General features: G+C 59.7%; 12 protein-coding genes. 11 read left to right on the top strand and 1 reads right to left on the bottom strand.

Annotated features, from left to right (window positions below; translation table 11 throughout):
- The first annotated feature begins 722 nt into the window (after positions 1–722).
- From K5D32_RS08435 to K5D32_RS08465, 7 genes are all read left to right on the top strand, one after another.
- A complete protein-coding gene (locus K5D32_RS08435; protein ID WP_221576094.1) occupies positions 723–1,637 on the top strand; it encodes a glutamate/aspartate ABC transporter substrate-binding protein in 915 nt (304 codons plus the stop codon).
- Between the two features lie 192 nt (positions 1,638–1,829).
- Complete coding sequence (locus K5D32_RS08440; RefSeq protein ID WP_221592571.1) at positions 1,830–2,576, top strand: amino acid ABC transporter permease; 747 nt, start codon at positions 1,830–1,832, stop codon at positions 2,574–2,576.
- Positions 2,573–3,241, top strand: coding sequence for an amino acid ABC transporter permease (locus K5D32_RS08445; protein ID WP_198723824.1), 669 nt, complete (start codon positions 2,573–2,575; stop codon positions 3,239–3,241). Before K5D32_RS08440 ends, K5D32_RS08445 begins: the two co-directional genes overlap by 4 nt.
- Complete coding sequence (locus K5D32_RS08450) at positions 3,238–3,972, top strand: amino acid ABC transporter ATP-binding protein (protein WP_025261520.1); 735 nt, start codon at positions 3,238–3,240, stop codon at positions 3,970–3,972. The genes K5D32_RS08445 and K5D32_RS08450 overlap by 4 nt, the downstream gene beginning before the upstream one ends.
- A gap of 68 nt (positions 3,973–4,040) precedes the next feature.
- Positions 4,041–5,936: an ATP-binding protein gene (locus tag K5D32_RS08455; RefSeq protein ID WP_221576096.1), complete on the top strand. Its 1,896-nt coding sequence runs from the start codon at positions 4,041–4,043 to the stop codon at positions 5,934–5,936.
- Positions 5,937–6,054: 118 nt separating this feature from the next.
- Positions 6,055–7,380 (top strand): sigma-54 dependent transcriptional regulator, encoded by a 1,326-nt coding sequence (locus K5D32_RS08460; protein WP_221576197.1) that lies wholly within the window; start codon positions 6,055–6,057, stop codon positions 7,378–7,380.
- A 19-nt stretch (positions 7,381–7,399) separates the two neighbouring features.
- Positions 7,400–7,738 carry a GlpM family protein gene (locus K5D32_RS08465; RefSeq protein ID WP_025261523.1) on the top strand — a complete coding sequence of 113 codons (339 nt, stop codon included), beginning with the start codon at positions 7,400–7,402 and terminating at the stop codon, positions 7,736–7,738.
- A gap of 124 nt (positions 7,739–7,862) precedes the next feature.
- Here the strand turns inward: K5D32_RS08465 and K5D32_RS08470 are convergent, their stop codons facing one another.
- A complete protein-coding gene (locus tag K5D32_RS08470; protein ID WP_221576097.1) occupies positions 7,863–8,528 on the bottom strand; it encodes a GntR family transcriptional regulator in 666 nt (221 codons plus the stop codon).
- 252 nt (positions 8,529–8,780) lie between these two features.
- Here K5D32_RS08470 and K5D32_RS08475 point away from each other — a divergent pair, with 252 nt between their 5' ends.
- The 4 genes from K5D32_RS08475 to K5D32_RS08490 are packed head-to-tail and all read left to right on the top strand — an operon-like array spanning position 8,781 to position 14,141.
- On the top strand, positions 8,781–10,013 hold the full coding sequence (locus K5D32_RS08475; protein WP_221576098.1) for an NRAMP family divalent metal transporter: 1,233 nt from the start codon (positions 8,781–8,783) through the stop codon (positions 10,011–10,013).
- 20 nt (positions 10,014–10,033) lie between these two features.
- On the top strand, positions 10,034–10,792 hold the full coding sequence (locus K5D32_RS08480; protein WP_221592569.1) for a LamB/YcsF family protein: 759 nt from the start codon (positions 10,034–10,036) through the stop codon (positions 10,790–10,792).
- Positions 10,793–10,800: 8 nt separating this feature from the next.
- Positions 10,801–12,405, top strand: a complete 1,605-nt coding sequence (locus tag K5D32_RS08485) for a 5-oxoprolinase/urea amidolyase family protein (protein WP_221599852.1) — start codon at positions 10,801–10,803, stop codon at positions 12,403–12,405.
- Positions 12,402–14,141, top strand: a complete 1,740-nt coding sequence (locus K5D32_RS08490; protein WP_221599854.1) for a biotin carboxylase N-terminal domain-containing protein — start codon at positions 12,402–12,404, stop codon at positions 14,139–14,141. Before K5D32_RS08485 ends, K5D32_RS08490 begins: the two co-directional genes overlap by 4 nt.

Here is a 14,141-nt window from a genome sequence, read left to right on the forward strand (position 1 = left end):
GAATATCTCTGCTCATCCCGGTAGGAGCGAATTCATTCGCGAATAAATTCGCTCCTACACACAATCGTGAGGACACCGCAGAACGCGACGTTGGTGAAGGCTGAGTGTAGGTAGTGATCCGGTGGGAACTCTGCATGGATGCAGAGTTAGCCGCACAGGGCCATGGATGGCCCATTGCGGCGACCGCCGGATCACTGCCGGAACGAAGGAACCCTGCCGTCAGGCGGGGCCGAACCCGGAGCAATGGCTTTGGTTACTTTGGCCGAAACCAAAGTGACGCGCCGTAAAGGCGCAAGGCGGCCTCAAGCCGAACCCTTAATCCGCAAACACATGGCCCATGTTTGCTGCGCGACAGCGCGGTGCCAAGGCGGCGGGTGATCTCCTACGAAATTACGCGCAGGAGTTTTCGCGGATAAATCCGCTCCTACGAAATTCCGCGTAGGAGCGAATTCATTCGCGAAAACCCAACCCCATTCCCCATTCGGTTTTCCGAACAAGCCATTACCCGGAGTTCGGAAACCCGGACACAGGCTATTCGTTGCGCCTCCAGAAAAAACAATTAAATCAAATAAAATCAAATACTTGAACAACCACAAGTCCCTTGGCACGACTCCTGCTCTACACTTTTAGTCGATCGCTTCGACTGTCGCGTGTGTCTAGCCCGGACGCGGTTGAAGCATTCACTGAGAAATCTTAATAAAAACGAATTCGAGGATTCATCGATGCGTATCGTTCCCCAACTGTTGGGCGCAGCAATCGCTGCCACTCTGATCAGCACTCCGGTTTTCGCAGAAGAATTGACCGGCACACTGAAGAAGATCAAAGAATCAGGCACCATCACCCTCGGTCACCGTGACGCTTCCATCCCGTTTTCCTACATTGCCGATGCTTCCGGCATTCCGGTTGGCTACTCCCACGATATCCAGCTGAAAATCGTTGAAGCCATCAAGAAAGAACTCGACATCCCGGACCTCAAGGTCAAGTACAACCTGGTCACGTCCCAGACCCGTATCCCGCTGGTTCAGAACGGCACCGTTGACGTGGAATGCGGCTCCACCACCAACAACGTCGAGCGCCAGCAGCAAGTGGACTTCTCGGTCGGCATCTTCGAGATCGGTACTCGCCTGCTGTCCAAGGTCGATTCGTCCTACAAGGACTTCGATGACCTGAAAGGCAAGAACGTCGTGACCACCGCCGGCACCACCTCCGAGCGCATCCTCAAGGCGATGAACGCTGACAAGCAGATGGGCATGAACGTGATTTCCGCCAAGGACCACGGTGAATCCTTCCAGATGCTGGAATCGGGTCGCGCAGTCGCTTTCATGATGGACGACGCACTGCTGGCAGGCGAAATGGCCAAGGCCAAGAAGCCGACCGACTGGGCTGTGACCGGCACCGCGCAATCCTATGAAATCTACGGCTGCATGGTTCGCAAAGGCGACGCACCGTTCAAGAAAGCGGTCGATGACGCCATCGTCGCCACTTACAAGTCCGGCGAAATCAACACCATCTACAACAAGTGGTTCCAGTCGCCGATTCCACCAAAAGGCCTGAACCTGCAGTTCCCGATGAGCGACGAACTGAAAAAGCTGATCGCCGAGCCGAACGACAAGGCTGCTGAACCCAAGAAAGCCTGAGTAACCGACACACCGTGAACTCACGGTTTTCCGAACGGGCTGCGGTCTGTTCGGAAAACCGCTCATCACTCACTGTACCCAGACGATAAGCGCCAGGACGGAGTCCGAAGGCGGGTCTGGTGTGCATAAGGGCTCGAACGGATTCATGCGAGACGGGTGCGTGCATTTCGACAACAAGAGGGGGAGACCCTGATGAATTACAACTGGGACTGGGGCGTATTCTTCAAGTCCACCGGTGTCGGCAGCGAAACCTATCTGGACTGGTTCATTTCCGGCCTGGGCTGGACCATCGCCATTGCCGTCGTCGCCTGGATCATTGCCTTGATACTGGGTTCCATACTCGGTGTCATGCGAACTGTGCCAAGCCGTCTGGTGGCTGGCATCGCCACGATCTACGTGGAAATCTTCCGTAATGTGCCACTGCTGGTGCAGCTGTTCATCTGGTACTTCCTGGTGCCCGACCTGCTGCCTGAAAACCTGCAGGAGTGGTACAAGCAAGACCTCAACCCGACTACTTCAGCATTCCTGAGCGTCGTGGTCTGCCTGGGTCTGTTCACCGCTGCACGGGTTTGCGAACAAGTGCGTACCGGTATCGAAGCCCTGCCGAAGGGCCAGGAGTCCGCGGCCCGCGCCATGGGTTTCAAACTGCCGCAGATCTACTGGAACGTCCTGCTGCCACAGGCTTACCGGATCATCATTCCGCCACTTACCTCCGAATTCCTGAACGTGTTCAAGAACTCTTCGGTGGCATCGCTGATCGGTCTGATGGAGCTGCTGGCGCAAACCAAGCAGACCGCCGAGTTCTCCGCGAACCTGTTTGAAGCGTTCACTCTGGCGACACTGATCTACTTCACCCTGAACATGAGCCTGATGTTGCTGATGCGCCTGATCGAGAAGAAAGTCGCAGTGCCGGGCCTGATTTCCCTGGGGGGTAAATAATGGACTTCAGTGGAATCATTCCAGCTCTTCCAGGCCTGTGGAACGGCATGGTCATGACCCTGCAACTGATGGCCCTGGGCATCGTCGGCGGTCTGGTCATCGGTACCATCCTGGCCCTGATGCGCCTGTCATCGAACAAGCTGCTGGCCAATGTGGCCGGTGCCTACGTGAACTACTTCCGTTCGATCCCGCTGCTGTTGGTCATCACCTGGTTCTACCTGGCTGTGCCGTTCGTGCTGCGCTGGATCACCGGTGAAGACACGCCGATTGGTGCATTCACCTCCTGCGTCGTGGCGTTCATGATGTTCGAGGCTGCGTACTTCTGCGAAATCGTGCGTGCCGGTGTGCAGTCCATCTCCAAGGGTCAGATGGGCGCCGCCAAGGCCCTGGGCATGACCTACGGGCAAATGATGCGCTTGATCATCCTGCCTCAGGCGTTTCGCAAGATGACTCCGCTGCTGCTGCAACAGAGCATCATTCTGTTCCAGGACACGTCTCTGGTTTACACGGTCGGTCTGGTGGATTTCCTCAATGCCTCGCGCGCCAGTGGCGACATTATCGGCCGCGCCAATGAGTTCCTGATCATCGCCGGTGTGGTGTATTTCACGATCAGCTTTGCCGCCTCGTTGCTGGTGAAGCGTCTGCAAAAAAGGTTTGCCATATGATTTCCATCAAGAACGTCAACAAGTGGTATGGGGACTTCCAGGTACTGACCGATTGCAGCACCGAGGTCAGCAAGGGTGAAGTGGTTGTGGTCTGTGGTCCGTCCGGTTCCGGCAAATCGACCCTGATCAAATGCGTGAACGCACTGGAGCCTTTCCAGAAAGGCGACATCGTGGTCGACGGCACGTCGATCTCCGATCCGAAGACCGACCTGCCGAAACTCCGTTCGCGGGTCGGCATGGTGTTCCAGCATTTCGAGCTGTTCCCGCACCTGAGCATCGTGGAAAACCTGACCATCGCGCAGATCAAGGTGCTGGGCCGCAGCAAGGCCGAAGCCACCGAGAAAGGCCTGAAGCTGCTGGACCGGGTCGGTCTTTCCGCACACGCCCACAAGCATCCGGGCCAGCTTTCCGGTGGTCAGCAGCAGCGTGTGGCGATTGCCCGTGCTCTGGCGATGGACCCGGTGGTCATGCTGTTCGACGAACCGACTTCCGCCCTCGACCCGGAAATGGTCAACGAAGTGCTCGACGTGATGGTGCAACTGGCCCACGAAGGCATGACCATGATGTGCGTGACCCACGAAATGGGCTTTGCCCGCAAAGTGGCCAACCGCGTGATCTTCATGGACAAAGGCCAGATCGTCGAAGACTGCGCCAAGGAAGAGTTTTTCGGTGATGTCAGCGCACGTTCCGAGCGCGCCCAGCAGTTCCTCGCCAAGATCCTCCAGCACTAAGGAATACCGTTCGCTACCCTGCCCTGCCTCCCGGGGCACGGGTAGCTGTTCGGCTCAGGACGACTGTGATGAAATGCGACCCTCATATCTATAGCGCTGCGCCGCCATCACTCGCCGTGAAACCCCGTCTGATACGCCAACTGTTTCTGCCCCCGCTGATCCTCCTGCTGATGATCGGCCTGGGCTATATCGCTTATCTGTTCAGTGAAACCCACGGCATCAAGAGCCTCAGCGAAAATGGCGAACGCCAGCTGGAGCTGCATGCCCGTACGGTCGAAAGCGAGATCAACAAGTACACCTACCTGCCCAGTGTCCTGGAGCTTGAGTCCAGCGTTTCGCAACTGCTGAGAAACCCGACGCCCGACCTGCAGGGCAAGGTCAACAGCTACCTGGAAGGCCTTAACCGCCGCAGCCGCAGCCGCGCCATTTATGTCATGGACACCACCGGACGCGTGCTGGCCACCAGCAACTGGCGCGATGCTGATAGCTATCAGGGTGAAGACCTGTCGTTCCGCGCCTATTTTCAGGATGCCGTGCGAGGCTTGCCCGGCCGTTTCTACGGGATCGGCACCACCGTGGGCGAATCCGGTTATTACCTGGCCCACGGGCTGGAAGAACGAGGCCGGATCATTGGCGTCGCCGTCATCAAGGTGCGGCTCGAAGCGCTGGAAGAACGCTGGCAGCGGGCGCGCATGGAAGCCTTTGTCAGCGATGAGAACGGCATCATCATCCTGTCCAGCGACCCGGCCCGTCGCCTGAAGTCGGTTCGCCCGCTGAACCCGACCATCAAGGAGCGTCTGGCGCGCAGCCTGCAATATTACTGGTGGCCGCTGAACGAACTGGTGCCGCTGGAACGCGAAACCCTGGCCGAAGGTGTCGAAAAGCTCACCTTCCCGGCCAATGTCAGTGTTGACAAGGAACACACGCAAGTCAGCTATCTGGCCCAGACCCGCCAGTTGAGCGACACGCCCTGGCACCTGACGCTATTGACGCCGCTTGAAGATCTGCGCCGCGAAGCCGCCAGCCAGGGCATGCTGGTTGCCGTAGCCTGTGCGCTGGTGGCGTTTTTGCTGATTGCCTGGAACGAGCGTCGCAAAGTGATTTCCACCCGGCTGGCGGCCCGTGAAGCCTTGCAGGCTGCCAACGACGAACTGGAACGCAAGATCGCGGAACGCACCGAACACTTGCGCGCCAGCAACGAACGCCTCAAAGCACAGATCCGAGAACGCCGACAGGCCGAGGACACTCTGCGCAAGGCCCAGGATGAACTGGTTCAGGCCGGCAAACTGGCCGCCATCGGCCAGATGTCCACCAGCATCGCCCATGAACTGAACCAGCCACTGGCGGCGTTGCGCACCTTGTCCGGCAATACCGTTCGCTTCCTCGAACGCGGCGCTCTGGACACCGCCAGCACCAACCTGCGCACCATCAACGATCTTGTGGATCGCATGGGCCGCATCACCGCCAGCCTGCGGGCCTTTGCCCGGCGCGGTAACGATCAGGGCCAGGCGCAGTTGCGCAAGGCGGTGGATGCGGCCTTGCAGTTGCTGAGCGTCCGGCTCGAGAACATTGCCCTGAACCTGCATCAGGACTTCACCGATGCCGGGCTGGGAATCGATCAGACGCGGCTGGAGCAGATTCTGGTCAATCTGATCGGCAATGCTCTGGACGCCATGCACGCCCAACCGCTGCCCGAATTGTGGCTTGAAGGCGAGGTGGTCGAGGATCGCTATCGCTTGCGCGTACGCGACAACGGCCATGGAATCGACGACGAAGCCCGCAAGCATCTGTTCGAGCCGTTTTTCACCACCAAACCCGGTGAACAGGGTCTGGGCCTGGGCCTGACTCTTTCCGCCAGCCTCGCGGCAGCAGCAGGTGGCAGCCTGAGTGCGGAGTATCCGGCAGGCGGCACAACCTTCGTGTTGTGGCTACCGCTGGTCAAGGATGTGGGGGCGGACTCATGAGGGTTTCCATATGCCTTTCGACCTTCACAGCGCCTTTCGCGAATGAATTCGCTCCTACAGATGTGGGTATTTGCGAACACCTCAAAGGACTTGAGCGTTCACCATGAGTAATTCCAAAATGACCACCGATCTGACTGTACTCATCGTCGAAGACGATCCCCATGTGTTGCTCGGCTGCCAGCAGGCGCTGGCGCTGGAAGACATTCCCAGCGAAGGCGTATCCAGTGCCGAAGAGGCTCTGGCGCGCATCGGTGACAATTTTGCCGGAATCGTCATCAGCGATATCCGTCTGCCGGGTATCGACGGGCTGGAGTTGCTGACCCGTCTCAAGGCCCGCGACGGCAGTCTGCCGGTGGTGCTGATTACCGGGCATGGCGATATCTCCATGGCGGTCAATGCCATGCGCGACGGCGCCTATGACTTCATGGAGAAACCCTTCTCGCCGGAGCGGCTGGTGGATGTTGCCCGCCGCGCACTTGAGCAACGCGGGCTGGCGCGGGAAGTCTGGGCGCTGCGCAAGCAACTGGCAGAGCGTAATTCGCTGGAGGGCAAGATCATCGGGCGCTCACCGGCCATGCAGAATCTGCGAGCGCTGATCGCCAACATTGCCGACACCTCGGCCAACGTACTGATCGAAGGCGAAACCGGTACCGGTAAGGAACTGGTCGCTCGCTGCCTGCATGACTTCAGTCGTCGCACCAAGAATCAGTTCGTGGCACTGAACTGCGGCGGGCTGGCGGAAAGCCTGTTCGAGTCGGAAATCTTCGGTCACGAAGCCAATGCATTCACGGGTGCGGGTAAACGCCGGATCGGCAAGATCGAACATGCGCACAACGGCACGCTGTTCCTCGATGAAGTGGAAAGCATGCCGATCAACCTGCAGATCAAGCTGTTGCGGGTCTTGCAGGAACGCACTCTGGAACGACTGGGCTCCAACCAGAACGTCGAGGTGGATTGCCGGGTCATCGCGGCGACCAAGTCCGACCTCAACGAACTGAGCAAGGCCAACCAGTTCCGCAGCGACCTGTATTACCGCCTCAACGTGGTCACCCTTGAGCTGCCGCCATTGCGTGAGCGGCGCGAAGACATCCTGCAATTGTTCGAGCATTTCTTGCAGTTGTCTTCCCTGCGCTTCGACCGCGAGCCGCCACAACTGGACCGGCAAACGGCATCGGCCTTGATGAGCCATGACTGGCCGGGTAACGTGCGCGAGCTGCGTAACGTGGCCGAACGCTATGCGCTGGGATTGCCGGTGTTCAAGAAGTCCGATCAGGCCGAAAGCGAGAGTCTGGGGTTTGCCGAAGCGGTGGAAGCCTTCGAGCGAAGCCTGTTGCGCGAAGCCCTGCAACGCAGCGGCGGCAACCTCAGCCAGGCCAGTCAGGAACTGAGCATGGCCAAGACCACGCTGTTCGACAAGGTCAAGAAATACGGGCTCCAAGCCTGAAACCCTACAGGAAGAAATCGTGGATCTGTTACTCAAGGCCCTGCTGGGCGCAGCCGTTGTCGTGATCCTGGCCGCACTGGCCAAGACCCGCAATTACTACATTGCAGGCCTGGTACCGCTGTTCCCGACCTTTGCCCTGATTGCTCATTACATCGTCGGCAAGGGCCGCTCGCTGGATGACCTGAAAACCACCATCCTGTTCGGCATGTGGTCGATCATCCCCTACTTCGTTTACCTGGCGGCCCTGTACCTGATGGTGGACCGCTGGCGCCTGGAAGTGTCCCTGGCGATGGCCGCACTGGCCTGGCTGGTCGCCGCCAGCGTGCTGGTAACGTTATGGGTGCGGTTTCACGGCTGATTGATTGTGCAGACTGTGTGGGACCGAATTTATTCGGGAAGAGGCCTGCACACTCACTGCCTCTTCATCGTCAGCCATACCGCCTCCCGGATAAATCCGGTCCCACACCAACCATGACCGAAGCCTACCGCTTCATGCTGCGCTCATAAGCCGCCAGAACGGTGCGTTCCGATTGCACCAGATAGGTTTCAAGCATGGCGGTCGCGTCATCGACACGCCCCTCTTCGACGCAGCGCAGGATCGCGGCGTTCATGTCCAGATAAGGCAAGTGCAGGAATTCGGGATCGTCGAGCAGCCCGAAGGCCAATCGCAGTTCAGCTGATATCTGCCCGTAGAACACCACCAGCCGCGGGCTGTCGGCCAGTTCGACAATCCCCCTGTGAAACATCATGTTGGCAGTACCGACCGCCACCCAGTCCCTGGCTTCCCTGGCACGCATGCCCGCCTCTACCGCTTCACGCATCTTCAAGGCACCCGGGTGCAACGGGAAGCCCTGCGCAATGGCCTTGCATTCGATAAAGCGGCGCACGCGGTAAATGTCGATGATCGACGCCATATCGGGCTCGGCCACGGTCACGCCACGGTTGGGTTCGTGCTTGAGCAATCCTTCGCGGGTCAGGACCCTGAACGCTTCTCTCAAGGTGTTACGGGAAATCTCCAGGCTCTCGGCCAGTGCCGCTTCAGACAGGCGCTGACCGGGAACCAGTTCGCCCTCAACCAGCATTCTGCGGATTTCCTGGGTGATGGTTTCTCCCAACGTGCGAGGAAGTGAGGGAGATGCGTCGTTCATGAGCAATCCAGAATGAGAAAAACCGGCAGATGTTCCCTGAGAGCTTAGTGCGTGGCAAGGCACAAGCGTGCCGCGTGCGTCATTAAGTAGCGTATCTGAGTGAAAGGGTAACAATATGGTGCAAATGATTCATTCAAGCAGCTATGATTGTTCAACAATTTATCCTTTATAAACCTACATCTCAGCGGTATTGAATGAAGCTTGGCACGCTCATTGCTCAAGCAAGGTACCACTCACTGTAGGAATCATGCCGTGACACAGACCACCAAAGAGTTTACAAAAGCGCGGCGCGCATCTTTGATCGCCGCCATTTTCATGATGGCCACGTCAGCTATCGGGCCAGGCTTCCTGACCCAGACGGCGACGTTCACCGCGACTCTGGGCGCTGCGTTTGCCTTCGGCATCCTGGCTTCGATCCTGATCGACTTTGTCGTTCAACTGAACGTCTGGCGAATCGTGACACTGACCAAAATGCGCGCAGCCGATCTGGCCAACGCAGCCATTCCAGGGAGCGGGTATCTGCTGTCGGTACTGGTGATCTGCGGCGGCCTGGTTTTCATGCTGGGTAACATTGCCGGTGCGGGCCTTGGGTTGAATGCCTTGACAGGCCTTGATCCCAAATGGGGCGGATTGTTGAGCGCGCTGCTCGCCATCGCGATCTTCTCGTCCCATCGGGCGGGCGTTGCCATGGACCGCATCATGATCGTGCTGGGACTACTGAAAGTGGGCCTGATTCTTTTCGCGGCCTTCGCGACCCATCCGCCGCTGGGTGAAGCCTTGCGTCAAACGGTATTGCCCGACCTGATCGACTTCGCCTCCATCACGACCATCGTCGGTGGCACCGTCGGCGGCTACATCACTTATGCCGGTGCTCACCGCCTGCTCGATCGCGGTACGGTGGGTGTGGAAAATATTGAAGCGGTATCTCGTGCTGCACTGACGGGCATTCTGGTCACCGGCGTTGCCCGTTACGTCCTGTTTCTGGCTATCCTCGGCGTCGTCGCCAGCGGTGTCGTGATCGACGTGTCGGGCAAAGGCGCAAACCCTGCTGCCCAGGCGTTCCATGCGGCTGCAGGCGATATCGGCATGATGATGTTCGGTCTGGTGCTGTGGGCTGCGGGTATCAGCAGTGTGATTGGTGCGTCTTATACGACGATGTCCTTCACCACCGTGTTCTCGAAACGCATTACCGAGCGTGTCCGTAACCTGGCCACCGTCGGTTTCATTGTCATCACGCTGTCGGTGTATATGGTGTTGGGCAAACCACCGGCAGCCCTGCTGATATTCGCGGGCGGCTTCAACGGCCTGATTCTGCCGCTGGGCCTGAGCATTTTCATGTACGTGGGCTGGCGCCGTTCGGACCTGATGGACGGCTATCACTACCCTCGCTGGCTGCTGGTACTGGGCGTGCTGACCTGTCTGCTGTCGTGGTTCATGGCCTACAAGTCCGCAGGTGCCATCTTTGCCTTCATCGGCGCGGCCTGATTTCAACGGAGATAATTTAGATGCGTGCAATTGACCTCAACAGCGACCTGGGCGAAAGCTTCGGCGCATGGAGCATGGGTGACGATGCGGCGGTTCTCGAAATCGTCAGCAGCGCCAACGTCGCCTGCGGCTTTCACGCCGGTGACCCGGCCGGAATCCTGCGAACCCTGGAAGCAGCAGCGGCTCGTGGCGTTGCCATCGGTGCCCATGTGTCCTACCCGGACCTGGTGGGTTTCGGACGACGCAACATGGACGTGCCCTCCGACCAACTGACTGCCGATGTGATTTATCAAATCGGCGCGCTGCAAGGCCTGGCCCGCAGCGTCGGCACTCGGGTGAGTTACGTCAAACCCCACGGCGCGCTGTACAACACCATTGCCGGCGATCAGCGTCAGGCAGCGGCGGTTATCCAGGCGTTGCTGCGCATCGATCCCCAGTTGAAGCTGGTATGCCTGGCCAACTCGCCACTGATCGGCTGGGCCACGGAGGCTGGTCTGTCCTGTGTTGCCGAGGCCTTTGCCGACCGCGCCTATACCGCCGAGGGCACGCTGGTATCGCGATCGAAACCGGGAGCCGTGCTGCACGACCCCGAACTGATCGCTCAGCGCATGTTGCGTCTGGTACGCGATGGCGTCATCGAGGCGGAGAACGGCAGCCTGATCAATCTGCAAGCGGATTCGATCTGTGTACACGGCGACAACCAGGACGCGGTCGCTATCGCCCGCAACCTGAAAAACTGCCTGCTTGAAGCAGGCGTCACCATCCGAGCATTTACCTGAGGTGGATCATGCGTTTCTATCCGGTCAGCCTGGACGCGCTCCTGGTTGAGTTGGCGAATCTGGACGAGACTCTCGCCCTGTTCGACTCGCTACAGCAGGAGCCCATTGTCGGCGTGCAGGAAATCATTCCCGCTGCACGTACGGTGCTCGTGAGCTTTCGTCCCGCATCCATCAGCCGTGAGGTGCTGGCGGCAAGGATCGCTTCGCGCAATGTCCACGGCAAGGTTCGCGAAGCCGGCAAGCTGGTCGAGATTCCCGTGCATTACAACGGCGAAGATCTGGCCGATGTGGCCCGCGAACTGGACATCAGTGTCGAGGAAGTGATCAAGCGCCACACCGGCAGCGATTACGATGTGGCCTTCTGCGGCTTTGCGCCGGGTTTTGCCTACCTGAGCGGCGGTGCCGGTTTCCAGGTGCCACGCCGCAGTACGCCGCGCACCCGCATTCCGGCAGGTGCCGTGGCGCTGGCGGGGGGGTTCAGCGGAGTCTACCCACAGGCCAGCCCCGGCGGCTGGCAGATCATCGGCGTGACCGAGTCGAAAATGTGGGACCTGGAACGTGATGAACCGGCCTTGTTGCAGCCGGGCTATCGCGTGCGTTTTTGCGATGCCGGTCCCCTGCCCGTCCAGAATGTGTCGGTAAGTGTGCCAAGCCGCCCGGCAACATCGCCCGTCACCGGGGACTGTCTGGAAATTCTCTCGCCCGGCCTGCAAACCCTGTTTCAGGATCTCGGTCGCCATGGCCGCGCCGGACAAGGCGTATCGGCCTCGGGTGCCATGGATCCGGGATCATTGCGCGCCGCCAACCGAGCGGTGGGTAATGATCCGGGCAGTGCCTGCCTGGAAATTCTCATGGGTGGTCTGAACTTCACCAGTCACGGCCCGTCAGTGGTCGCCGTCACCGGAGCCACTGCCGCGATAGAAGTGCGTACCGTTGAAGGCCAGTTGCTGCGCCCGGCGCTCTACACACCGTTTGCCTTGCAGGACGGTGATCGGGTCAGCATCGACGCGCCTACGGCGGGGCTGCGTAACTATCTGGCGATTCGTGGCGGCTTTACCCATGAACCGGTGCTGGGCAGCCTGTCCACCGACACCCTGGCTCAGGTCGGCCCTGCGCCTCTGGCGACAGGTGATCGTATCGGCTTCAAACAAAGAGTCGGCGGGCCTGCGGTATCGGTCACCGAGCAACCGGCATTCGATATGCCACGCGCCGATCAGGTCATCACCCTGGATGTGGTCATGGGGCCACGTAGCGACTGGTTCACGCCAGAAGCTCAGGCGCTGCTGGCCGAACAGACTTGGAAAGTGACACCGCAGTCGAACCGTATCGGCATTCGACTGGCGGGCGATCAATCACTGGAGCGTGTCATTGAAGGTGAGTTGCCCAGCGAAGGCACCACCGTTGGCGCCATCCAGGTTCCGCCCAGTGGCCAGCCGGTGTTGTTCCTGGCCGATCACCCGCTGACCGGTGGCTACCCGGTTATCGGCGTGGTTGCGCCTTATCACCTGGACCTGGCCGGTCAGATTCCGGTCAATTCCCGTATTCGCTTCAAGCCGCTGGGCGCCTTTGAGCCCGTGCGTCCTGCCCTTTCAGACGAGACAAAAAACCAATGAAAAAGGTTCTGATTGCCAACCGTGGCGAAATTGCCGTCCGTATTGCCCGTGCCTGCCGCGACTATGGCATTGCCTCGGTGGCGGTGTATGCCGATGCCGACATCGATGCGTTGCATGTGCGCCAGGCCGACGAGGCCTATGCGCTGAACGGCGAGCGGCCTGCCGATAGCTACCTGAACATCGAAAAGCTGCTGGCCGTCGCAGCACGCGCCGGTGCCGACGCCGTTCACCCCGGTTATGGCTTTCTCTCGGAACGTGCCGAATTCGCCCGCGCAGTGATCGATGCAGGCCTGACCTGGATCGGCCCGGACCCGAGCACCATCGATGCCCTGGGCGACAAGGTCCAGGCCCGAAAAATTGCCCTGAAGGTTGGCGCACCACTGGTGGCCGGTACTGAAGACCCGGTGAACGACGCCAGCGAAGTGGTTGCCTTTGCCGAGCAACATGGTTTGCCGATTGCTATCAAGGCAGCGTTCGGTGGCGGTGGTCGCGGCTTGAAAGTGGCCTGGAAGCTCGAAGAAGTCAGCGAGCTGTACGAGTCGGCAGTGCGTGAAGCCATCTCGGCATTTGGCCGTGGCGAATGCTTTGTCGAACGCTTCCTGGACCGCCCTCGGCATATCGAGGCACAGATCATCGCCGACCGCCATGGCCGGGTCGTGGTGGTGGGAACCCGCGACTGCTCGCTGCAGCGCCGTAATCAGAAGCTGATCGAAGAAGCACCGGCGCCTTATCTCGACGAAGCCTTGCGTCAGCGTATTCACGATTCGGCACGGGATATCTGCGCCGAGGCCGGTTATGTCGGCGCGGGCACAGTGGAGTTCCTGCTCAGCGCCGATGGCACCTTGTCGTTCCTTGAGGTCAACACCCGCTTGCAGGTGGAACATCCAGTGACCGAAGAAACCAGCGGCATCGATCTGGTCATCGAGCAGTTGCGGGTTGCCGAAGGCCTGCCGCTGTCGTTCGAGGGCACGCCGACGCCTCGCGGCCACAGCTTTGAGTTCCGCATCAACGCCGAAGACGCGGGCAACGGCTTCCTGCCGACGCCAGGTGCTATCGAACTGTTCCAGGCACCGTCCGGCCCTGGTGTACGACTGGACACAGGCGTGGTCGAAGGCTCGCGAGTGTCGCCGAACTTCGACTCGATGATCGCCAAGCTGATCGTCACAGGCGCAACCCGCGAGCAGGCCATTCGCCGTGCCCGCCGCGCCCTGGCCGAGTTCCGCGTAGACGGCGTGGCGACGGTGCTGCCGTTCCATCGCGCCGTGATGGACCATGACGACTTCACCGCCGCCGATACTTTCGCCGTACATACCCGCTGGATCGAAACCGATTTCGCCGAAAAGGTCACCATCGCTCCGCGCAGCGCTGCACCCGCCGATTCTGGCGTGCTGCGCACCTTCGTCGAGATCGACGGCAAGCGCCATGAACTGGGTTTGCCTGCGGCACTTCTGCGTGGCGTCAGCCTGAACGCGGCAGCACCCGGCACTGAAAGTGTGGCGACAGCCGAAGCGCAAGACCCGCAAGCGATTGTCACTCCGGTTGCAGGCAATCTGCATGCCTGGGTCGTCGCTGACGGTGAATCCGTGCAGGCCGGGCAAGTTATCGCGGTGATGGAAGCGATGAAGATGGAAACTTCGATTCTGGCACCTTGCGCCGGTCAATTGCAGATATCCAGACAGCCCGGTAGTTACTTTGAAGCCAAGTCCATCATTGGCCGTATAGAAACATCACGCTGA

This window comes from Pseudomonas cichorii, assembly GCF_019719005.1.
In the GTDB taxonomy this organism is placed as follows: domain Bacteria; phylum Pseudomonadota; class Gammaproteobacteria; order Pseudomonadales; family Pseudomonadaceae; genus Aquipseudomonas; species Aquipseudomonas cichorii_E.